At 68.0% G+C, this 22,224-nt stretch carries 15 protein-coding genes, 3 tRNA genes and 1 pseudogene; 8 read left to right on the top strand and 11 right to left on the bottom strand.

The window, feature by feature from the left end; genetic code table 11:
* Positions 1 to 18: 18 nt before the first annotated feature.
* Positions 19 to 1,473: a dihydrolipoyl dehydrogenase family protein gene (locus AB4Y79_RS19300; RefSeq protein ID WP_441865281.1), complete on the bottom strand. Its 1,455-nt coding sequence runs from the start codon at positions 1,471 to 1,473 to the stop codon at positions 19 to 21.
* Positions 1,474 to 1,549: 76 nt separating this feature from the next.
* Positions 1,550 to 1,626 (bottom strand) — tRNA-Arg (locus AB4Y79_RS19295).
* A 277-nt stretch (positions 1,627 to 1,903) separates the two neighbouring features.
* Between AB4Y79_RS19295 and AB4Y79_RS19290 the strand changes: the two genes are divergently transcribed.
* Positions 1,904 to 3,739, top strand: a complete 1,836-nt coding sequence (locus tag AB4Y79_RS19290; protein WP_441865278.1) for a phosphoenolpyruvate carboxykinase (GTP) — start codon at positions 1,904 to 1,906, stop codon at positions 3,737 to 3,739.
* A 153-nt stretch (positions 3,740 to 3,892) separates the two neighbouring features.
* Here AB4Y79_RS19290 and AB4Y79_RS19285 read toward each other — a convergent pair whose 3' ends face one another.
* The 4 genes from AB4Y79_RS19285 to AB4Y79_RS19270 all read right to left on the bottom strand — a co-directional run bounded on the left by AB4Y79_RS19285 (position 3,893) and on the right by AB4Y79_RS19270 (position 7,580).
* On the bottom strand, positions 3,893 to 5,053 hold the full coding sequence (locus tag AB4Y79_RS19285) for a globin domain-containing protein (RefSeq protein ID WP_441865275.1): 1,161 nt from the start codon (positions 5,051 to 5,053) through the stop codon (positions 3,893 to 3,895).
* 140 nt (positions 5,054 to 5,193) lie between these two features.
* Positions 5,194 to 5,643, bottom strand: a complete 450-nt coding sequence (locus tag AB4Y79_RS19280; protein ID WP_441865272.1) for an RrF2 family transcriptional regulator — start codon at positions 5,641 to 5,643, stop codon at positions 5,194 to 5,196.
* Between the two features lie 14 nt (positions 5,644 to 5,657).
* The gene (locus tag AB4Y79_RS19275; protein ID WP_308928621.1) at positions 5,658 to 6,155 is read right to left on the bottom strand and encodes a hypothetical protein; all 498 of its coding nucleotides are present in this window, start codon (positions 6,153 to 6,155) and stop codon (positions 5,658 to 5,660) included.
* Positions 6,156 to 6,161: 6 nt separating this feature from the next.
* Complete coding sequence (locus AB4Y79_RS19270; protein WP_441865270.1) at positions 6,162 to 7,580, bottom strand: phosphomannomutase/phosphoglucomutase; 1,419 nt, start codon at positions 7,578 to 7,580, stop codon at positions 6,162 to 6,164.
* A 151-nt stretch (positions 7,581 to 7,731) separates the two neighbouring features.
* Between AB4Y79_RS19270 and AB4Y79_RS19265 the strand changes: the two genes are divergently transcribed.
* Positions 7,732 to 9,936, top strand: a complete 2,205-nt coding sequence (locus AB4Y79_RS19265) for a RecQ family ATP-dependent DNA helicase (RefSeq protein WP_441865267.1) — start codon at positions 7,732 to 7,734, stop codon at positions 9,934 to 9,936.
* Here AB4Y79_RS19265 and AB4Y79_RS19260 read toward each other — a convergent pair.
* From AB4Y79_RS19260 to AB4Y79_RS19245, 4 genes are all read right to left on the bottom strand, one after another.
* Positions 9,860 to 11,401, bottom strand: a complete 1,542-nt coding sequence (locus tag AB4Y79_RS19260; protein ID WP_441865264.1) for an MFS transporter — start codon at positions 11,399 to 11,401, stop codon at positions 9,860 to 9,862. The genes AB4Y79_RS19265 and AB4Y79_RS19260 overlap by 77 nt on opposite strands.
* Before the next feature lie 146 nt (positions 11,402 to 11,547).
* Positions 11,548 to 11,636, bottom strand: a tRNA-Ser gene (locus AB4Y79_RS19255).
* Between the two features lie 135 nt (positions 11,637 to 11,771).
* Positions 11,772 to 12,302, bottom strand: coding sequence for a GNAT family N-acetyltransferase (locus AB4Y79_RS19250; RefSeq protein ID WP_441865261.1), 531 nt, complete (start codon positions 12,300 to 12,302; stop codon positions 11,772 to 11,774).
* Positions 12,303 to 14,546 (bottom strand): prolyl oligopeptidase family serine peptidase, encoded by a 2,244-nt coding sequence (locus tag AB4Y79_RS19245; RefSeq protein WP_441865258.1) that lies wholly within the window; start codon positions 14,544 to 14,546, stop codon positions 12,303 to 12,305.
* 84 nt (positions 14,547 to 14,630) lie between these two features.
* Between AB4Y79_RS19245 and AB4Y79_RS19240 the strand changes: the two genes are divergently transcribed.
* Positions 14,631 to 16,562, top strand: a complete 1,932-nt coding sequence (locus AB4Y79_RS19240) for an FAD/NAD(P)-binding protein (RefSeq protein ID WP_441865255.1) — start codon at positions 14,631 to 14,633, stop codon at positions 16,560 to 16,562.
* A 108-nt stretch (positions 16,563 to 16,670) separates the two neighbouring features.
* Here AB4Y79_RS19240 and AB4Y79_RS19235 read toward each other — a convergent pair.
* A tRNA-Ser gene (locus AB4Y79_RS19235) sits at positions 16,671 to 16,758 on the bottom strand.
* A gap of 109 nt (positions 16,759 to 16,867) precedes the next feature.
* Between AB4Y79_RS19235 and AB4Y79_RS19230 the strand changes: the two genes are divergently transcribed.
* From AB4Y79_RS19230 to AB4Y79_RS19210, 5 genes and pseudogenes are all read left to right on the top strand, one after another.
* Entirely contained in the window at positions 16,868 to 17,851 is a 984-nt protein-coding gene (locus tag AB4Y79_RS19230; protein ID WP_441865253.1) for an NAD(P)H-quinone oxidoreductase, read from the top strand.
* 116 nt (positions 17,852 to 17,967) lie between these two features.
* Positions 17,968 to 18,573: a PadR family transcriptional regulator gene (locus AB4Y79_RS19225; RefSeq protein WP_441865250.1), complete on the top strand. Its 606-nt coding sequence runs from the start codon at positions 17,968 to 17,970 to the stop codon at positions 18,571 to 18,573.
* Positions 18,570 to 19,307: an ABC transporter ATP-binding protein gene (locus AB4Y79_RS19220; RefSeq protein WP_441865247.1), complete on the top strand. Its 738-nt coding sequence runs from the start codon at positions 18,570 to 18,572 to the stop codon at positions 19,305 to 19,307. Before AB4Y79_RS19225 ends, AB4Y79_RS19220 begins: the two co-directional genes overlap by 4 nt.
* A pseudogene (locus AB4Y79_RS19215) lies at positions 19,307 to 20,545 on the top strand (hypothetical protein); the annotation flags it as partial. The gene AB4Y79_RS19220 and the pseudogene AB4Y79_RS19215, both read left to right, overlap by 1 nt.
* Before the next feature lie 231 nt (positions 20,546 to 20,776).
* Entirely contained in the window at positions 20,777 to 22,162 is a 1,386-nt protein-coding gene (locus AB4Y79_RS19210) for an FtsX-like permease family protein (protein ID WP_441865345.1), read from the top strand.
* The last annotated feature ends 62 nt before the right edge of the window (positions 22,163 to 22,224 follow it).

Genomic DNA, 22,224 nt, shown 5'->3' with positions numbered 1-22,224 from the left:
GGTCAGTTCAAATAAGCGTCACAGACCGTACTTCTCCAGCAGCCGGAGCCAGACCTCGCTGATGGTGGGATAGGAGGGGACCGCGTGCCAGAGCCGGTCCAGCGGAACTTCGCCCACCACTGCGATGGTGGCTGCGTGCAGCAGTTCGGCCACGTCCGGACCGGCGAAGGTGGCGCCCAGGAGGACTTTGCGGTCTTCGTCAACCACCAGCTGCGCCCACCCCTCATAGTTCTCCGAGTGCAGGGAGGAGCCGGCAACCTGGATGGGCAGTTCTACGGAGGATGCGTTGTAGCCGTCCTTCCTGGCGGTCTTCAGGGTGCGCCCTACGCTGGCCAGCTCGGGGTCCGTGAAGACGACACTGGGCACGGCGTGCTGGTTGGCCGTCTGGGCGTAGCGGGTCCAGTCGTCCGGCGTTCCTTTGAGGTTGCCTTTGGCCCGGGCGGCGATGGCATCGCCGGTGGCGCGGGCCTCGTACTTGCCCTGGTGGGTGAAGAGGTTCTTGCCTGCGGCGTCCCCCACGGCATATAGCCAGGCGTCGTCGCCGGGGGTGCCTTCCACCAGGCCTGTGGTGTCCGCCGAAAGGGTCAGGTGCCCGGATTCGCCCGGTTCAAAGCCGACGCTTTCCAGGCCCAGGCCTTCCAGCGCCGGATGCCGGCCGGTGGAGACCAGGACTTTCTCTGCCGTGACGGTGGTTCCGTCGCCCAGGCTGAGGGCGAGCGTGCCGTCGTCGTTCGCGCTGATCCGTTCGGTGGCCGTATGCAGGCGCAGGTCGACGCCGTCTGCCCGCAAGCCCGCCGCGACCAGCGCCGCCGCTTCCTCCGGGAACGTGCCAAGGAGGCCGCTGCGCGCCACCAGGGTGACGCTCGAGCCCAAGCGGGCGAAGGCCTGAGCCAGTTCGCTTCCGGCCACTCCGCCGCCCAGGACCGTGAGGCGTTCCGGAACCTCGCTGGCCGACGTCGCTTCCCTGGTTCCCCAGACCTGCACGTCCTCCAGTCCCTCGAGGGGAGGGGTGTTGGGGGTCGATCCAGTGGCGAGGACCACCGCATGCCGGGCCCGCAGCAGGTGCTGCGCCCCGTCCAGGCCGGCCACCTCCACCGCCTTGGGGCCGGTCAGCCAGCCGTGGCCGCGTATCAGCTCGATCCCTGCGTCCTCCGCCCAGGAAACCTGGCTGTCGTCCTGCCAGTTGGACGTGAAGTAGTTGCGGCGTGCCAGGACGGCGGCGGCGTCGAGGGTGCGGGTGACGGCTTCCTTGGCACCGGGGGTGGCCTGCGCCCCGTGCAGGGCGGTGCCGGGCCGGAGCAGCGCCTTGGATGGCATGCACGCCCAATAGGAGCACTCACCGCCAACCAGCTCTGCCTCAACCATGACGGCTGTCAGGCCGGCCTGGACCACGCGGCCCGCCACGTTTTCTCCAACGGCGCCTGCGCCGATAACAACAACATCAAATTCGCGCTCAGCGGCGTCGGGCATCATGTGCACAGCCTAACCGGGCCGCGATGGCGGGACAGCACAAAAAAGGTCCGCACCGGCGAGCCGGTGCGGACCTTGTTGGTGCGCCCAAAGGGATTCGAACCCCTGACCTTCTGTTCCGTAGACAGACGCTCTATCCAGCTGAGCTATGGGCGCATTCCGTGTCCCGGGAGAAGAACCGCTCTCCCCGAACCTCGAATTACTTTACGCGAGCCGGGCCCGTAGTGCCAAATCGAAACGCTTGTAATCTCCGCAACTAGACCGGTCTAGGTGACCTTTGTCACTTAATTGGCACTTCAGCGGCAAAAATTTCCCGAATTTCCGCGGAATTCACTTTTCGTGACCGGAGATGTCAGTCAAGCTCCCCAAAAACTCCAGTGGTCCGGACCATAGCATTTAGCTCACACCGATGAACCCGAGGAAGGGAACTGCAATGGGCGATCTGGCGCAGAAGCCGCTGCTTGAGAAAGCACCCACCACACATGCCGGCTTGCTGGCATGGGTCGAAGAGGTTGCTGAGCTAACGCAGCCGGACCGCATCTACTGGGTTGACGGGTCTGAAGAGGAAAACACCCGCCTGACCGATGAGCTTGTCGCTGCCGGAACGCTGACCCGTCTCAACCAGGATCTGTTCCCGAATTCCTTCGCCGCATTCTCGGACCCCGCCGACGTTGCCCGCGTCGAGGAACAGACCTTCATTTGCTCGGAGAACAAGCGCGACGCCGGCTTCACCAACAACTGGATGGACCCGCGCGAGATGAAGGACAAGCTGCGCGGGCTCTTCGCCGGTTCCATGCGCGGCCGCACTATGTACGTCATCCCGTTCGTCATGGGCCACCTGAATGCCGAGGACCCCAAGTTCGGTGTGGAAATCACCGACAGTGCCTACGTTGTTGCCTCCATGCGCATCATGGCGAACATCGGTACCGAGGTTCTGGACAAGATCTCGGCCACCAATGCCTTCTTCGTTCCCGCCCTGCACTCCCTCGGCGCCCCGTTGGCCCCCGGCCAGGATGACGTTTCGTGGCCCTGCAACCCGGACAAGTGGATTGTGCACTTCCCCGAAGAGCGTTCCATCTGGTCGTTTGGCTCCGGTTACGGCGGCAACGCCCTCCTGGGAAAGAAGTGCTACGCCCTGCGCATCGCCTCGGTCATGGCCCGGGACGAAGGCTGGCTGGCGGAGCACATGCTCATCCTCAAGCTCACCTCGCCGGAGAAGAAGTCGTACTACATGTCCGCAGCCTTCCCCTCGGCCTGCGGCAAGACCAACCTTGCCCTGCTCGACCCCACCATTGAAGGCTGGGAGGTCGAAACCCTTGGCGACGACATCACCTGGATGCGGATCGGCAAGGAAGGCGAGCTGCGCGCCACCAACCCGGAGGCCGGCCTCTTTGGCGTGGCCCCCGGCACGGGCTGGGGCACCAACCCCAACGCCATGCGCGCCATCGCCAAGGGCCACAGCATCTTCACCAACGTCGCCCTGACGGACGACGGCGGCGTGTGGTGGGAAGGGATGACGGACGAGGTTCCGGCGCACCTGACCGACTGGCAGGGCAATTCCTGGACTCCGGACTCTGACAAGCCTGCCGCCCACCCGAACTCCCGGTTCTGCACGCCGATCTCGCAAATCGACATGCTCGCCGAGGAGTACTACAGCCCCGAAGGCGTGGAGCTCTCCGCCATTCTCTTCGGCGGCCGCCGCAAGACCACCGTTCCCCTGGTCACCGAGGCGCGCAGCTGGACCAACGGCATTTTCATGGGTTCCACCCTGTCCTCCGAGACCACGGCCGCTGCCGCGGGGCAGGTTGGCGTGCTCCGCCGCGACCCGATGGCCATGCTGCCCTTCATCGGCTACGACGCCGGTGACTACCTGAAGCACTGGATCAGCGTTTCCGGCAAGGCCAACCCCGAACGCCTGCCGCACATCTTCCTGGTCAACTGGTTCCGCCGCACCGCCGACGGCGACTTCGCATGGCCCGGCTTCGGCGACAACGCCCGCGTCCTCAAGTGGGCCATCGAGCGTCTCGAGGGCAAGGCTGACGCCGTCGAAACGCCCATCGGCTTCGTTCCGGCGGGCCACGCGCTGGACGTCACCGGCCTGGACCTGACCCACGCCCACGTGGAGGACGCCGTCCGCGTTGACCGCGAGGAATGGGACGCCGAGCTGGCCTCGATCGAGGAATGGTACGCGAAATTCGGCGATTCACTCCCGGATGCCCTGCGCGCCGAGCTTGAGTCCCTCAAGGAACGCATGGCGGACCACAGCTAGCCAGCTGGGGGACAAACAGAGACAACGACGGCGGCCCCGCACCTTTTCGAAAAGGTGCGGGGCCGCCGTCGTCCCCCAACGGTTGTGGCCACCATCCATTGCTCCGTACTTGTCGTTTGAAACCCTCAAAGCGACAAGTACGGAGCAATGGAGTCAGCTGGCGAGCCAGATGTCCGGGCCGAAGACCTCGTAGTGGATCCGGGTGGCCGGAATGCCGGCGTTGATGGCCTCGTTGCGGATGTTCTTCATGAACGGCAGCGGGCCGCAGAGGTAGAGGGACGCATCGGCCGGAAGGTCTACTTCGCGCAGGGACATGAAGCCCTCTTTGGTGCCGTCCACCGGCTTCTCCAGCCAGAGTTGCAGCTCGGCGCCGTCCAGGCGTTCGACGTCGTCCGTCATCTGGCCGCGCAGCGCCCAGCTGTCCAGGGTGCTTTCCGCGTGCAGTACCAGCACCTGGCGGTCCGAACCGGACTCTGCCAGCGAACGCAGGATGGAGGCGGTGGGGGTGCAGCCGATGCCGGCGGAGGCCAGCACCACCGGGCCGTCGCCGTCCTTGAGTGTGATCTCTCCATAGGGGTTGGAGATGTCGACGACGTCGCCCACCTGGACGGTGTGGTGCAGGACGGGGGAGACCTCGCCGCCGTCGTCGAGTTTGGTGGTGAAGGTGCGGCTAGTGCCGGCGTCACCGGAAAGGGAGTACTGGCGGACCTGGCGCAGGCCGTCCGGGAGCGCCACCTTCACGCTGATGTATTGTCCGGGCAAGGCTTCGGTGACCGGGGTGTCATCCGCCGGTTCCAGGGTGAAGGTCATCGAGCCGGTTCCGGCAGGGGCCTTGACCGCAACCCGCCACGGCGTCCACATCTTCTCGTTGGCCTGGGCCGCGTAGAGCCCCTTCTCAAGCTTGATCAGGGCGTCGGCCATCAGCCAGTACACCTCGGTCCAGGCTTCGGCGATCTCCGGCGTGATGACCTCGGCGAGGTCTTCTGCGATGGCGGCGAACAGGTGCTCGTAGACCACCTGGTACTGCGGCTCGGTGATGCCCAGCGAGGCGTGCCGGTGCGCGATCCTGGAGAGTACGGTTTCCGGCAGGGTGCCGGGGTTGTTGACCAGGTGGGTGGCGAAGGCCGCGATGCTGCCGGCGAGGGCCTGCTGCTGGTTCCCGGAGCGCTGGTTGGAGCGGCTGAACAACCCGTCCATCAGTTCGGGGTGCGCCGCAAAGAGGCGGGCGTAGAACTTGGCGGTGATGGTTCCGATCCTGGAGCCGACCAGCGGCAGGGTGGCTTCAATGACGGGGCGGGACTTGTCCGAGAGCATCTAAACTCCTGAGGTTGTGGCCGGGGCCTACGTCCGGCCGGAGTGAAAACTTGTATTTGAAATACAAGTATTTCTGCCTCAGTTCTACACTGTGTAGAAGTTTGAAATCAAACTGATAGTGGACCCCCGGATGCGTTGGGCTACAAGCCCGGGCGGAGGCCGATCATCTCGAACACGGGCGCCATCTGGCGGGCCTGGGGAAGGTCCGCGATCACCACGGAGTCAAGCTCTGCGTAGAAGGCCTCCCGGGCGCGGGCCAGGGCGCTGCGGAGCCGGCATTCGTTGATCAGCGGGCAGTTGCCGGCCGGCGATACGCAATCGGCCGGATCGGCCCGGGAATCGAGCTGCCGCAGGATCTGCCCCACGCTGGCGATGCGCCCGGCATGGCTGAGCCGGGACCCGCCGGAGCGGCCACGGACAACCTCAATAAGTCCCATGATCCGCAGCTTGGCCATGGCCTTGCTGACATGGTTGTACGGCGTGCCCACCGAGTCGGCGATGCTCTGGGTGGTCAGCAGGGTGCCGTCCGGGACCGCTGCGAGCACCATGAGTGCGCGCAGGCTGACGTCGGCGAAGGCATTGATCTTCACTGCTGCCCGCTGGTCTAGTCCACCCAGATGGCGGGCTCGCTGGCATCCGCCCCCAGCTCGCCGAAATCCCAGGACTGGGTGCTTGGGTTGGCGGCATACGGCAGGACAGCCGCGAACAGGGACCCGTCCCGGTGCTCGGCCGCGACGTGGATGGCGTCGGATTCCTCTTCCACCAGAAGGATGTCACACACGACGGCGGCAGCGCGGAAGTCGTCCCGGTTCTGCCGCAGGAGCGCCTGGAGGTCGTGGATCATGGCCTCGGCGTCGAAATCCGCGTCCGTGTCCTCCGCGGACTCTGCCGGAGAGACGGCAACCAGCCGCACCTCGCCGTCGTTCTGGACGGTCAGCGCGAAGGGCAGGAAGCCGCCGTTGCGCTGGAGCTGCTCCTGGGCAGCGCTGACGCCCGTGCCCAGGAGGTTCTCCAGGTCGGTTGCCGTGGCTTCCGGAACGGAATCGCGCCAGCTCTCCTGCCCGCCGAGGCCTTCCGTTGCCTGCCCGGTGTGGTCAGCCATCCGCTGCTAGGCCCGTACCAGGGAGAGGACACGGTCGCGGACGCGCTCCATGGTGGCGCGGTCCGTGGCCTCGGCATTGAGCCGCAGGAACGGTTCAGTGTTGGACGGCCGGAGGTTGAACCAGTAGCTGCCGTCGTTGGCCGTGAACGTGCTGCCGTCCAGGGTGTCGATGGTGAGGTCCTCGTCGGCGAAGGCCCGGCGCACCCGCTCCACCGCCGCCGGCTTGTCATCCACCTCGGAGTTGATCTCGCCGGAGCTGACATAGGGTTCGTATTCGCGTGCCAACTCAGAGAGCGGGCCATCCTGCTCGCCCAGCGCTGCAAGCACATGCATGGCTGCCAGCATTCCGGTGTCCGCGTTCCAGAAATCGCGGAAGTAGAAGTGCGCGGAATGCTCGCCGCCGAACACGGCGCCTTCCTCTGCCATGACCGCCTTGATGAACGAGTGGCCCACACGCGTCCGGACAGCGCGTCCGCCGTCGTGCTCCACCAGTTCGGCAACAGCACGGGAAGTGAGGAGGTTATGGATGATCGTGGGCTTTTCTTCGCCCTGTGCCTGGGCGCGGGCGATCTCGCGGCGGGCCACCATCCCGGTGATGGCCGACGGCGAAACGGGCTCGCCCTTCTCGTCGATGACGAAGCAGCGGTCGGCGTCGCCGTCGAAGGCCAGGCCGATGTCCGCACCGTGCTTGATGACCGCTGCCTGCAGGTCGCGGAGGTTTTCCGGCTCCAGCGGGTTGGCGGGGTGGTTGGGGAAGGAGCCGTCCAGTTCGAAGTACAGCGGAACAATGTCGAACGGCAGTTTGGGCAGCAGCGCGTCGCCCAGAACGGCGGGAGTGGTCAGGCCTGCCATGCCGTTGCCGGCGTCCACCACCACCTTCAACGGGCGGGAGGCCGAGAGGTCAACCAGCTTGCGGAGGTACTCGGAGTAATCCTTGAGGACGTCGCGGACGCTGATGCTGCCACGGGCGCCGGCGGCGGGGATGGAACCGGAGTTGAGGTACTGCTCCGAGAGGGCCTGGATCTCCTTGAGGCCGGTTTCGGAGGAAATCGGGACGGCGCCGGCTTTGGACATCTTGATGCCGTTGTACGCGGCAGGGTTGTGGCTGGCGGTGAAGGTTGCGCCGGCGCGGTTGAGGAAACCGCAGGCAAAGTACAGCTCATCGGTGGAAATCAGGTCCAGCAGCTCCACGTTGGCGCCCCGCGTTGCCGCTCCGTTGGCGAAGGCCTTGGTGAACTCGGGGGAGGAGGGGCGCATGTCGCCGCCCACCACGATGGTCTGCCCTTCGAGCTTGAGGACGTCCACGAACGCGGCCCCCACGGCTTCGACGATTTCGGCGGTGATCGATTCGCCCACAATCCCACGGACGTCGTAGGCCTTGAAGGATGCCGAGAGATCAAATGTCGTTGTCTGTTCGCTAGTCACGGGCTTTATCTTACGTCGGCGGCGCAGTCAGCCAAGCTGGTTTCGGGCGCACTTTCGTAACAGCTGCACGCATCCGGCGCACGGGCGGCCGCTTTCCACATAGCAGCCCGGGGCTGTGCCGGCTGTCAGGGGGTGCTGGGATACTGAATCAATGGCCGATAACCAGTACACGTCCACACTTGCCACTACCGCTGTTGCAGACACGGAAGGTCCTGGCACGCCGGGCACCGCCACCCACGCCGAAGCGTTGGAGGTCCTTCGCGGCCTGGTGGGGCATCCCGGTGCAGTTTTCCACGACGGGCAGTTTGAAGCCATTGAGGCATTGGTCGACGCCGGGAGGCGGGCTTTGGTGGTCCAGCGCACCGGCTGGGGAAAATCTGCCGTGTACTTCGTGGCGTCCCTGCTGCTGCGGCGCCGGGGCGCGGGCCCCACGCTGATCGTCTCGCCCTTGCTCGCCCTGATGCGGGACCAGGTGGCCGCCGCGGCGAGGGCCGGGGTGCGCGCCGTGGCCATCAACTCCGCCAACCAGCTGGAGTGGGACACGGTCTGTGAGCAGTTGGCCGCCGATGAGGTGGACGTCCTCCTGGTCTCCCCGGAACGGCTGACCAACCCCGCCTTCCGCGAAAACCAGCTGCCCGAGCTCCTGCGCCGGACCGGCCTCCTGGTGATCGACGAAGCCCACTGCATCTCCGACTGGGGCCACGACTTCCGCCCCGACTACCGCCGCATCGCCGACCTCATCACGCGCCTGCCGGATTCCGTTCCGGTCCTGGCCACCACCGCCACGGCCAACTCACGGGTTGTGCACGATATCGAAGAGCAGCTCGGTGCTGGGGTCCTGACCATCCGCGGCGCACTGGGCCGTGACTCGCTGCGTCTCGGCGTCCTGTCACTTCCCGATTCCAAAGCGCGCCTGGGCTGGCTGCTGACGCACCTCTCAGACCTCCCCGGCAGCGGAATCATCTATACGCTCACGGTTTCGGCAGCGGAGGACACCGCCAGGCTGTTGGCTGAGGCAGGTCACCACGTGCTTTCCTACACCGGCCGGACCGATCCGGCTGACCGGGAACGGGCCGAGCAACTGCTGAAGGACAACCAGGTCAAGGCGCTGGTTGCCACCTCGGCACTGGGAATGGGCTTCGACAAGCCGGACCTCGGCTTCGTTGTCCACCTGGGCGCGCCGTCGTCGCCCGTGGCCTACTACCAGCAGGTGGGCCGCGCAGGCCGTGGCGCCGCGAACGCCGACGTCCTGCTGCTGCCCGGGTCCGAGGACCGCGAAATCTGGCAATACTTCGCCACGGCGTCCATGCCGTCCGAGGAGAAAGCGGGGGCCGTGCTGACCGCATTGGCCGATGCCGGAACGGCCCTGTCAACGGTGGCACTGGAAGCCAGGGTGGACCTGCGGCGTACGCCGCTCGAGTTGCTGCTGAAGGTACTTTCCGTGGACGGTGCCGTAGAACGGGTAGGCGGTGGCTGGCGCTGCACCGGGCAGCCCTGGACCTACGATGCCGAGCGTTACCGCCGGATCGCTGAGGCGCGCGTGGACGAGCAGGACTCCATGGTGATCTACCAGGACACCGCGGGCTGCCGGATGGAGTACATCACCTCGGTCCTTGACGATGAGACGGCGCGGCCCTGCGGGCGCTGCGACAACTGTGCAGGCCAATGGTTCCCCGCCGACGTTGCGGCCGATGCCACAGCGGCCGCAAACCAGACCCTGAGCAGGGCGGGCGGAGTCCTGGAGCCGCGCCTGCAGTGGCCCAGCGGCATGGACCGCCTGGGAGTTCCGGTGAAAGGCAAACTGAAGCCCGCGGAAGGCCTTTCGGAGGGCCGTGTCCTCGCCCGGCTGACGGATCTGGGCTGGGGCGGGGCCCTGCGGGAGCTGTTCGCCGCCGGTGCGCAGGACCGGCCGGCGGATCCCGGGATGCTCCAGGCCTGTGTGCAGGTGCTGCGCGAATGGGGCACGGGAGATGCACGGAACCCTGGGTGGAGCGGGGCAGGCAGGCCTGCTGCGATCGTCAGCATCCCCTCACGGAGCAAGCCGCAGCTGGTGGGTTCGCTGGCCCGCGGGATCTCGGACATCGGGCGCATCCCCTACCTGGGCGAGCTGGAGTTGGCCCATGGCGGTCCCACCGGCGGCCGGGGCGGGAACAGTGCGTACCGGCTGGCCGGGGTGTGGGACCGGCTGGTGGTGGGACCCGAGCTCGAGGCCGCGCTGCAGTCTGTCCAGGGCCAGGCGGTCATGCTGATTGATGACCTTACCGACAGCCGGTGGACCCTTACGGTCGCCGGGCGCGTCCTTCGCCAGGCCGGGGCGGGAGCGGTGCTTCCTTTGGTTCTGGCGCAGGCGGGCTGACCGCAGGGCCGCCGGTACCGGGCCGGCCGCCGGAGTCCGTCCGGTGTCCCCGCTGGCTCACCGCCGCCCCCGCGTGCCGCGGCAGCAGGATGCTGTCCGCGGTGCTGGCCAGCATCAGGACGGCCATGGCCAGGAACGCGGCCCGGAACGGTCCGGCGGCGTCCTGGTGCCCGAGGGAAACCCCGTCAAAAGTCCGGATCAGCAGCGCGGCGACGGCGATACCCGAGCCCGTTGCCAGCTGCACCAGGGTTGCTGAGACTGTGTTGGCGGAGGTCAGTTGCGCGGGCGGGATGTCCGCGTACTGGACGGACGCATACGCCGAAAAGCCGATGGAGCGGAAGGCGCCGCTGCACACCAGCAGCACAAACATCAGGGCCTCCGGGGTCGCAGCTGACAGCAGGGCGCACGCGGCGAAGGTCACGGCGGATGCCAGCGAGGCAAACACCAGCATGGCCTTGAAGCCAAACTTCCGGATCAGCGGCGTGGTGGCCGGCTTAATGCCGATGTTTCCGATGAACACCGCGGCCACCAGCGCGCCGGCGTGCAAGGGGCTCCAGCCGAACCCGGCCTGGAACATGAGCGGCAGCAGGAACGGCACCGAGCTGATGGTCACCCGGTACACGAACCCGCCCGTAGCCATGGCACGGAACGTCCGGGTGCGGAAGACCTGCAGGTTGAACAGCGGATGCGGGGTGCGCCGCATCCACACCACGGCCCCCGTCAGGGCTGCGGCCCCGGCGGCGGCGCTGATCCCGGCCCAGGGCAGCTCGGGGTGGCTGCTGGCAAGCTCCAGGCCGGCCACGAGCGCTCCCACCCCGACGGTGGTCAGCGCCATGCCGGGCCAGTCCAAGCGCCGGCCGGGATCGCCCGGCGCCACCGGGACCAGCCGGAGCGAGGCCACGAATGCGGCGGCACCGAGGGGAAGGTTGACCAGGAAGATCCAGTGCCAGGACAGGTACGTGGTGAGCGCGCCACCCACCAGCGGGGCGAGGACCGGTGCCAGGAGCCCGGGCCACACCAGGAACGCGGTGGCGCGCAGCAACTCGGACTTGGGTGTGCCGCGCAGTACCACCAGGGTGCCCACCGGGACCATCATGGCCCCGCCCGCACCCTGGGCGATGCGGCTCAGGGTCAGTGTAGTGAGGTCCTGGCTGAGGGCGCAGGCCAGCGAAGCGAGGGTGAAGACGGCGATTGCCAGGCAGAAGATCCGGCGGGCACCAAAGCGTTCCGCCAGCCAGCCGCTGAGCGGAATGCCGATGGCGACCGTCAGCAGGTACGCGGTCATGGTGATGTTCACGTCGGCGGCGGGGATGGCGAAGTCCGCCGAAATGCTGGGGATGGCGGTGGTGAGGACCGTCCCGTCAAGGAACTCCATGAAGAAGGTCGCCGCCACCAGGAGTGCCAGGCGAGGATTCCATGCCGTCCGGGTGCCTTCCGGCTGGGGTGAGTTGCTGCGTGCCGCCATGCGCCAATCCTGCCACCCGCCCCGGCGCAGCGCCCTCCGCGTCCGGTCTGCGGACAGCGCATTCCAACCAACCGCTGTCGTCGGCAGGGAGCAGGCGCAGGGGCCGGGAACGCAAAAGGCCCCGGTCCGGGGACCGGGGCCAAACGCGGAGACGGGGGGATTTGAACCCCCGGTCGAGTTTAACCCCGACCCTTCATTAGCAGTGAAGTCCATTCGGCCGCTCTGGCACGTCTCCAATTGCTATTCCTAGCCCACCAAGGATACGCAGATCCGGCCATGCAGTGCAAAACGGTGCCCGGCCGGTCAAACCGGCCGGGCACAACGGTGCCACGCCAAGCCCGCGGGGTCCGGAAATCGGGGCCAGGACGCCCTAGGGAAGGCGTTGCTCCGCGCGGACCATCCGAATTTCGGGCAGGTCCTCCCAGTCAGCAAGAACATCCTTGGCGCCGTCAGGTTCAAAGCCGAAGCGGCGGTAGAAACTGATGGCCTTGCTGTTCCCGGCCGCCACCCAGAGGCTCGCCGCATCGGTGGCCAACGCAACGGTCAGCAGCTGGCGGCCAAGGCCGCGGCCTTGATGCGAGGCCAACAGGTACAACCCCCACAGCTCCAGGTCGCCGGAAGCCGGCGGCTGGTGCCCTTCGGGGGAACCCAGGGCCGGCAGCCGCCGCCGGCCGGCGAACCCCACGACTGTCCCGCCGTCGCATGCCACCCACGCCTCGGCGGGGTCCGGGCGGTCCAGCAGGTGCCGCCACAGGACAAGCCGCCCTGCGGGATCCACCGAGGCCAGGAAAGCGTCGCTCAACATTCCCCGGTACGTTTCCCGCCAGCAGCGGATGTGTACTTGGGCCAGTTGCTCAATGTCCCCGGCCACAGCCCTCCGGACCGTCACCAAGGCCGCCATTCAGCCCGCCAGCGCCTTCCAGAGGAAATGCTGGCTGCGGGCCTGCAGCGCCGCTGCCTGCCGGTTGTCGGAGGCGCCGGCGTGGCCGCCCTCCAACGCTTCGTGGAACCATACGTTGGGGATTCCCATGGCCAGCATCCGGGCGGCCATCTTCCGCGCCTGGACCGGGCCCACGCGGTCGTCCGAGGTTGCCGTCCAGATGAAGGTTTCAGGGTATTCCACCGCGTCCTTGAGCAGGTGGTACGGCGAAAAAGTCCGGATGTACTCCCACTGTTCGGGAACATCCGGGTCGCCGTACTCGGCGATCCAGGAATGCCCGGCCGAAAGCTTGGTGTACCGGCGCATGTCCAGCAGGGGCACGCCGCAGGAAACCGCCCTGAAGAGTTCCGGGTAGCGGGTGAGCATGTTCCCCACGAGGAGGCCGCCGTTGGAACCGCCCACGCAGCCGAGCCGCTGCGGGGAGGTCACTCCGCGGAAGATCAGGTCCCGGGCCACCGCTGCGAAGTCCTGGTACGCCTTATGCCGGTTTTCCTTCAGCGCGGCACGGTGCCAGGCCGGCCCGTACTCGCCGCCGCCGCGGATGTTCGCCACCACGTACACACCGCCGCGCGAGTGCGGCGCCTTCCCGTCGCTGCCGTCCGACAAGGCCGTCCGCCGCTCCAGCCAGGCCCGGCCGACCGTGCCGCTGTATGCGGGGGTCCGTGAGACTTCAAATCCGCCGTAGCCGGACAGCTGCGTGGGGTTTTGCCCGTCCAAAGCCAACCCGCGCGGGGCTACCTGGAAATACGGGACCCGGGTCCCGTCGTCGGACACGGCGAAGTGCTGCTCCACCTCATAGTCGCCGTCAGCGAAGAAGGACGGCGAGGCCTTGATGGCCGCGTGCCGGCTCACTACGCCGGGGGTTCCGTCGCCGTCCCCGTCCGGAACGCTCCGCTCCAGGGTGCCGCGCATCAGGGTGGTGGGGGTGGTGAAGCCCGTGGCGATGAGCCAAAAGTCATCGCCCGCTCCGCCGTTGGCTGGCTCATCGTCCTCGTCGTCCACGGCGTAGGCGTTCACGTCGTGCAGGGGCGGGCAGGCGTCCAGGGGAGTGGCCGCCCAGCCGCCGTCGGCCGGCCGGGAGGGATCCAGCACCCGGATCTCCGACGAAACGTCCCTGAGCAGGTTGAGCAGCAGGAAGTTCCGCGTCCAGCTCCAGGACTGCAGCGAGGTGTGCGAATCGGGCGTAAACAGGACCGTGAGGTGCCGGTGGCCCGCGAGGTAATCCTCGAATCCTGCGGCGAGCAGGGCCCCGGACGGGTAGGTGGTGCCGTCCACGGCCCAGTCCTGCTGCGGACGGAAGAGCAGCCATTCGCGGTGGGCGCTGACGTTGACGTCCGTGGGCACGTCGATCGGCACCCACTCGTCGCCCCGCAGCACCAGGTTGGTGCGGTTGAAGAAGTCGATATAGTCCACCGCGAACGTCCGCTCAAAGCCGGGGGTGGAATCGTGCGCCACGATGGCCATCATGTGGTCCTCCGGCACCTCCAACAGGCGTGGAGCGTCGGCCAGCGAATCGCCGCGCTTGAGGGTCACCGCCGTCCGGGCGTACGAGGACGCCGTTTTGGGCAGGCCGGCCGCGGTGGAGGCGACCAGCAGGGTGTCGGAGTCCAGCCATGACACATTGCCTTTGGCCGTCGGCAGGTCGAATCCTCCCTGCGCCGGATCCACGAAGCCGCGTGCCTCGACGTCGAACTCGCGGTACCTGTTTGCGTCGCCGCCGTCGGGGGAGAGGGCCAGCAGTGCCAGCCGGTAAGGTTCGCCCGCAGCGGGGCGCAGGAACGTGGCGCCGTGGAAAACCCACTCTTCGCCTTCGGCCGTGGCCAGCGCGTCAACGTCCAGCAGGACGTCCCATTCCGGGGAATCGGTGCAGTAGCTCTCCCACGTGGTCCGGCGCCAGAGGCCCTTGGGGTTCTGCCGGTCCTTCCAGAAGTTGTAGTACCAGTCGCCGCGCTTGCCCACCATGGCGATCCGGTCGGTGGAATCCAGGACTTCGAGGATGCCCGATTCCAGTTCCGCGTAGTCAGCGCCCTCGAGAAGGTCTTCGGTGCGGGAGTTCTGCTCCTTGACCCAGGCCAGCTGCTCCTCGCCATAGATGTCCTCCAGCCACACATTCTCGTCGACTGGTTCGGGAGCGGCTCCCGGGGATGCGGTAACGGGGGTGTCCCGGCCGGGACCGGACGCTTGATCAGCTGCTGTGGTGGTCATGCGCCCCATCCAAACAACATCCCCCAAGGCTGGCAAGTCAAGCGTCCGGGGCGCCGGTTGCTTTGAGCCCGTACGCTGGATGGCGTGGAATTATCGCAGAGCAACCGGGCCGTCATCATCGGCGCCGGCCCCCGGGGCACCAGTGTGCTGGAGCGGCTGCTCGCCCACACCGCCGCGGCGGGACGCCTTGTGCGGCTCCACATCGACGTCGTGGACCCTTACCCGGCGGGCGCCGGGCACGTGTGGCAGCCTGGGCAGTCCCGTCTGTTCCTCATGAACACCCAGTCCTTCTACCCCACGCTGATTCCCGAGGACCCGGCGCTGCCCGCGCCCGTTGCAGGCACCACGTTCGACCAGTGGCGGCTGCGGCAGCAGCAGGATCCGCTGCCGGCCCTCACCGATGACGAACGGGCGGAAATTGCGGTACTGGGCTCGCCTGATTTCCCCAGCCGCGCCCTGTACGGCCGGTACCTTCGCAGCACCCTGGAGGAGGTGCTGGCCAAGGCCCCCGACGGCGTCACCATCGAATTCCACGAAACGTCAGCGCTGTGGGTGCGCCCAGCCGCGGACGGAATGTTCGACGTCGGCCTGGCCGCCGGGGAAACCATCAGGGCCAACTCCGTGGTGCTCGCCCTGGGGCACATCCCTTCCCGGCTGAACCCTGAACAGCGCGACCTCCAGGACTCGGCCGCGCGGCTGGGTTTGCAGTACTTTCCGCCCGCCGCGCCCGCGGATGTGGAGTGGTCCCGGGTCCCGGCCGGCGAACCTGTCCTGGTCCGCGGCATGGGGCTGAACTTCTTTGACACCATGGGCCAGCTCACCGAGGGCCGCGGCGGGAAGTTCGTCTCCACCGGCAACCGGCTTGAGTATGAGCCGTCGGGCCAGGAACCGTTGATCATTGCGGCCTCCCGGCGTGGCACCCCATACCGCGCCAAGGCTGCCCTGGACGGCTACTACGCACCCTCCGTCAGGCTGCGCTACCTCACCGGGGCCGCCATCGGGCGGCTGGCCAAGGCAGGAATCCGGCCCTCGTTCGACCATGACTTGTGGCCGCTGCTGCACCGCGACGCCCTGTGGGCCTACTACTCCACGTTGGTGCGCTCGCAGCCGGGAGCGGTACCTGACGCGCCGGCATTCCTTGCCGCGCTGGAGGAAGCCCTGCAGCCGCATGCGCACAGTGCCGTGAAGTGGGAGGACGGGGTGGAGAGCGTCCTTGCCGTCCACGTCGGCCCCAGGCACCGCCTGGACCTGCGGGGCCTGGCGTCTCCGCTGGCCGGCCGGTCTTATGCCTCCCGGGCCGAGCACGACGCCGCCGTGGTGGAGTTCCTGCTCGACGATGCACGCCGTTCCGCGCTGGGGGAGGAAGATCCGGTCAAGATGGCCATCGGCGCCCTGCACCACGGACGCGCCGTCCTCAAAACGGCAGTGGCCGACGGCGGCATCACCGACGAATCCTGGGTGGCCGGACTGCGCGGCTGGTTTGAGTCCTTCGTGGAGGGCCTGGCCAGCGGACCGCCGGCGCTGCGTTCCGAACAGCTCGCCGCGCTGGCCCGGGCGGGGGTGGTCAGCTTTGTTGGGCCGGACCCCAAATTCGGCGTGGACCGGAAAGCGGCGTCGTTTACGGCTTCCTCCCCGTGGGTTTCCGGTCCGCCGGCCACGGCGCGGACCATGGTGGAAGCGTTGGCCCCGGGCAACCGGGTGTCAGCCAACGATTCCCCCCTGCTCGAGCAGCTGCTGGCCGACGGGCTGGTCAGGTCCAAGCTGATGATGACCGCCGAAGGCGCCCCGGTGGAGTCCACCGGACTGGACGTTGAGCCCCACCCGTACCGGCCGGTGGGGGCCAACGGGTCTGTGACCGGGGGCCTGTTCGTGCTGGGACTGCAGTTGTCCTCGGCACAATGGGGCACCGCAATCGCCGCCGAAGCCCTCCAGCCGGGCGGCCCGGCCTACCGCAGCGGCCAGCGCACGCTCCGCGATGCCGACGAAATCGCGGCAGCCATCCTGTCCAGGGCGTAACCCACCAAGGCTCAATGGCGCATCCTGGTGTCAGCCGTGCGGGCAGGCCCGGGGAGCTTAAAGCAAAAAACCCCTCGCAGCCGGTGCCGGCTGCCAGGGGTTCCCTTGCGGAAGGTAAGAGATTCGAACTCTTGGTACGGGGTTACCGCACACTGGTTTTCAAGACCAGCTCCTTCGGCCGCTCGGACAACCTTCCTCAGCTAGTAGTGTTTCATAGGCACTTGCCTGCAACAAAACAGGCCGCGGGCAGGAGCCCGGTGCACACTGGTTGCAGCCAGGATTTGAATCAGGAACGGGAGAGGTCCATGAAAGCCGTCTACATTACGGAACCGGGCGGCCCGGAAGTGCTGGAAGTCCGCGACGTGGATGCGCCGGTACCCGGCCAGGGGGAAGTGCTGATCGATGTGGTGGCTGCCGGCTTGAACCGGGCCGACGTCCAGCAGCGCCGCGGCTTCTACCCGCCGCCCCCTGGCGCCTCCGAGATCCCCGGGCTGGAAGTATCAGGCCGGATCGCGGGCTTCGGCCCCGGCGTCAGCAAGCCCTTCTCGGTGGGGGACAAGGTGGTGGCGCTGCTGGCAGGCGGCGGTTACGCCCGGCAGGTGGCGGTTCCGGCCGAGCAGGTGCTGCGCGTGCCCGAAGGGGTTGACCTGGTCACAGCGGCCTCCCTGCCTGAAGTGGCGGCTACGGTGTACTCCAACCTGATCATGACGGCGCAGCTTCAGCCAGGTGAGACCGTCCTGATCCATGGCGCTACGGGCGGAATCGGCACCATGGCCATCCAGCTCGCCAAGGCGTTTGGCGCCAAGGTTGCCACCACGGCCGGCACGGCCGAGAAGGTGGGCACCGCCAAGGCGTTCCTCGGTGCGGACATCGCCATCAACTACACGGAGGAGGACTTTCCTGAGAGCCTCCGGCGCCAAAATGACGGCAAGGGCGCGGACGTCATCCTGGACGTCGTGGGTGCAAAGTATCTCCAGCAAAACGTGGAGGCGCTCGCGGATTACGGGCGGCTCATTGTGATCGGGCTGCAGGGCGGCACCAAGGGGGAACTGGACCTGGGGCTGCTGTTGAAGAAGCGCGCGGCCGTCGTTGCCACGGCCCTGCGGCCCAGGCCCGTGGCGGAGAAGGGGGCGATCATGACCGCCGTCCGGGACGCCGTCTGGCCGCTGATCGTGGATGGCAGGATCCGCCCGCTCGTCGCCAAAACCTTCCCGCTGGACCAGGTCGGCGCGGCCCACCGCTACTTCGACAGCGGGGACCACGTGGGCAAGGTCCTGCTGGTTATGTAGGGCTTAGATACTCAGTATTGCCAGGGTCGTTCCGCCGCGTTAGTCTTGCCTATACGCGGTATGCACGGGTCTTGGGGGCTCGTGCATACCGGTAATCACCAGCCCGGGGGAGCGCAATGTCCATACGCCACAGCCTTCTCGCCCTGCTGCAGGACCAGCCGCGCTACGGCTACCAGCTGCGGGTCGAGTTCGAGAACCGCACCGGGGCCACCTGGCCCCTGAACATCGGGCAGGTGTACACCACACTGGACCGGCTCGAACGCGATGCGCTGGTGGCCAAGGACGGCGACGACGGCGAGGGCCACGTGGTCTACAGCATCACCCCGGCCGGCAAAGCCGAGGTCCGGAGCTGGTTCGCAGCGCCGGTCGAGCGCAACAACCCGCCGCGCAACGAACTCGCCATCAAGCTCGCGCTCGCCGTGACCCTGCCCGGCGTCGACGTCCAGGCCATCATCCAGGCCCAGCGGGTGGCGTCCATCAGGGCCCTGCAGGATTACACCAAGGCCCGCCGCGACACGGCGGCGAACCAGCGCGCCGCGGACACCGCCTGGCTGCTGGTGCTTGACTCACTGATCTTCCAAACCGAAGCGGAGGTCCGTTGGCTGGACCTCTGCGAGGCCAGGATGGTCCAGCAGGCGCAGTCCGCCGCCGCGGCAACTGCACGGAAGACGTCCAACGGGGCCACGGAAGACGCCCCGCTGAACGCGGACAGCCGCCGGTGAGCGTGCAGGGGCCGCAGCAGGTCCTTGAGCTCGCGAAAGTCGGCAGGACGTTCGGCGAAGGCGCGACGGCGGTCGCCGCGCTTCGCGACGTGGACCTCACCATCGACGCGGGGGAGTTCGTCGCCGTCATGGGCCCCTCAGGCTCCGGCAAGTCCTCCCTGCTGGCCCTTGCCGGCGGCCTGGACCGCCCGACGTCGGGCGCTGTCTTCGTGGAGTCCACGCCCTTGGCAGGGCTGGGCCTGAACGAGCTGGCCCGGCTGCGCCGGCGCGCGGTGGGGTACGTGTTCCAGGACTTCAACCTGGTCCCCACACTGACGGCCGAGGAGAACGTGGCGCTGCCGCTGGAGCTGGACGGGACGACGGCCAGGAAGGCGCACCGGCAGGCAGCTGACGCGCTCCGGCAGGTAGGGATACCGGAGCTCGCCCACCGGTACATGGACCAGATGTCCGGCGGCCAGCAGCAGCGGGTGGCCATCGCCCGGGCCATCGTCGGCCAGCGGCGGCTGATCTTGGCCGACGAACCCACCGGCGCCCTGGACTCCACCACCGGCCAGGGTGTCATGGAGGTCCTGCGGTCCCGTGCCGACGCCGGCGCCGCCGTCATGCTTGTTACCCATGAGGCGCGTCATGCCGCCTGGGCTGACAGGGTGGTCTTCCTGCGGGATGGCAGGATCATCGACCAGGCCACCGCGATGCACGACCCCACCATGCTCCTCACCCAGGCCGGCCTCTGATGCCGTTGGACCTGGCTCCGGCGCCCCATGGCCGCCGGAGCAGCCTTCGGCTTGCCTTGCGGCTGGCGCGCCGCGACATCGCGCGCCACAAGGGGCGGTCCCTTCTGATCATCCTGCTGATCATGGTGCCGGTGGCCGGGATGACCGGCGCCGCCACCCTCTACCAGAGCTCACAGCGGACGCCCGCGGAAATCGTGGACTACGAACTTGGCGGCACGCAGGCCCGGTTCAGCGCGCTGCCGGTTCCGGGTCCCGATTCGCTCCAGGACCCGCTCAATGACGCCATGGTGGCCTCCAGTACCGGCCGCCATGACCCCGATTTCAAGCCCACAGACCCCCGCGATGTCCTGCCCGCCGGCTACGAGGTCCTGCCACAGCGCCTGCTGCAGCTGACCACCGGCGTGGGGAAAGCCCTTGTATCACTGCAGGGCAGGGAAGTGGACGCTCTCAACCCGGCCTTCGCCGGCAAGTACACGCTCCTGGACGGGCGGCCTCCGCACGGCGGAGCGGAGGTCCTCGCCTCACCCGGGCTGCTGGCCCGCTTCCACCTCGCCTTGGGCCAGGAGTTCACGACGTCGGCAGGAACCTTTGTCCCGGTGGGCACCGTCCGCGACGCCGGCTCGGCAGACAGCAACAGCTTCCTGTACCTGCAGTCCAACCAGGTGCCGGCGGATCTTGCCCCTGGCCCGCAGTCCCACCTGTCGGTGTCGTATTACCTGGTGGGGCCTGAGCCCGTGACGTGGGAATACATCAAGTACGCCAACAGTAAGGGCGTGGCTGTGTTGTCCCGCAGCGTGGTTCAGGACCCGCCGCCCCTCGATCAGCGCGTCGTTCCGGGTTCGCAGCCCCGCGATGACTCCTCGGCCTTGGTGGCCGTCTACGCCACCTTCGGCCTGGTCGGCGCGCTCGCACTCCTGGAGGTGGGCCTGCTGGCCGGCGCCGCCTTCGCCGTGGGAGCCAAGCAGCAGGTGCGCGAACTGGCGCTCCTGTCTTCCTCCGGGGCGGAAAGCCCCACCGTCCGCGCGGTGGTCACGGCGGGCGGACTGTGGCTTGGCGGCATCGCTGTTGCCGCCGGGGCCGCGGTGGGGCTGGGAGCCGCTGCCGTCGTCGTCCATCTGGTCCGGCTGACCGGATCCGTCCGGCTGGCGGGCCTGCACCCGGACGTCCCCATGACACTGGCCGCTGCTGCCATGGGCCTGGCGGCCTGCGTCCTGGCAGCCATGTTGCCGGCCCGGCAGGTGTCACGCCAGGCAGTACTTGGCGCGCTGAAATCGGGGCGGGCACCGGGGCCGAAGACACGGCGGTCAACCATTGCCGGTGCCGTGACGCTGGTCGCTGCGGCGGGGCTCCTGCTGGCCGGCTGGTTGCTGGGAACGTCCACCGCCGATCCCGACCAGCGGGCCGCGGAGCTGCCGCTGGTGGTCAGTATCCTGATCCTCGGCGCGGTGCTGGGTGTTGCCGGCCTGGTCATGGTCACGGGCTGGCTGGTCCTGCGCCTGACGTCCCGCACCCGGTGGATGACCCTGCCCCTCCGGATGGCCGCACGGGACTCGGCCAGGAACCGGGGACGGAGCGTCCCCGCCGTCGCCGCGGTACTCGCAGCCGCTGCGCTGGCCAGTGCAGCGATGGTGCTCTCGGCGAGCCAACAGGCGGGGCTGCGGCAATCGCACTGGTGGGGCGGACTGGAAAACCAGGCGTCCCTGCCGTTGGTGGTGGACCCGCCGGTGGCTGCCGGCGGCAGCAGGCAACCGCCCATGCACGTGGACGCGTCCGCACTTTCCTCTGCCGTGTCCGGTGCCGTCGGCACGGTGGAATGGAGCCACCCCATCACCGCCCCGGAAAGCACCCGCACCTGCACTGACGGTCCGGCCGACCTTGCGTTGCCGGCCCGGACGTCCTCGTCCAACTGCCTGCAGTACTCACTGGCCCTGCCCGAAGCCAACGAGTGTCCGCGAACGCCGCAGGGGAGGCTGAAGGAGGCAGGTGATTGGCGGTGCCGCGGTTCGATGGCCCTTCGGTCGTCCTTCGACGGGACGGTCCTGGTGGGCGGCGAGGAGGACATTCGCGCCGTGCTGGGCCGGGACGCCACCCCGGAGGCCCTGGCCGTGTTAAACGCCGGCGGGATGGTGGTGACCAATCCGGCGTTCGTCAGCGACGGACACGTGCTGTTGCAGGCACAAGACGTACGGACCCATGAGCCGGCCGTGCCAGGGCCCGGCACCGTCCTCATCACGGTCAGCAGCACGCCGCTCGCCGCGGCAGTGCTCGAACCGGTGGTCCCCGTCCCCTACTACGGCGTAGTGTCACCGGAAACCGCGCAGCGGCTTGAGTTGCACCCGGAACCTGCGGCCCTGCTGGTCCAATTGGCAAGGTACCCGTCAGCAGCGGAAACGGACGCGGCCTCGGCCGCGGCGGCATCCGTCTACGGACAGCCGGGGATGACATTCCGGGCTGAACCGGGCATCTCCCAGGACAGCCAGTGGACCACGTGGTTCATTGTCGCCGTCAGTGCGCTCATCACCTTCAGCGCCGCGGGGATCACCACCGGCCTGTCGATGGCAGACGCCCGCAAAGACCATGCCACGCTGGCTTCGGTGGGCGCCGCGCCACGGTTGCGCAAGGCCCTGGCCGGGTCCCAGGCCCTGTTCACCAGCGGGATCGGGGCGGTGCTGGGAACGTTGGCAGGAACCGTGCCCGCTGTCCTCCTGGCCCTCTCCACGGACATGCGGACCGCCGTCGAGGTTCCGTGGCTGCACCTTTCCGTCCTCGTGGCGGCGGTGCCGTTGACGGGGGCGGCGCTCGCGTGGGCTTTCACCCGTTCCAGGCTGCCCATGTCACGGCGCAGCCTGGGGTAGGAACCGGGTTCGGCAGCCTGCCACCGTGTTCCCCGGGCCGGTTTCCGCTCGTTCGTCGCCGG

It is taken from the genome of Pseudarthrobacter sp. YAF2 (assembly GCF_052113345.1).
Taxonomy (GTDB): domain Bacteria; phylum Actinomycetota; class Actinomycetes; order Actinomycetales; family Micrococcaceae; genus Arthrobacter.
The sequence above is the reverse complement of the archived record's forward strand: the minus strand, read 5'-3'. Positions and strand labels throughout refer to the sequence as shown.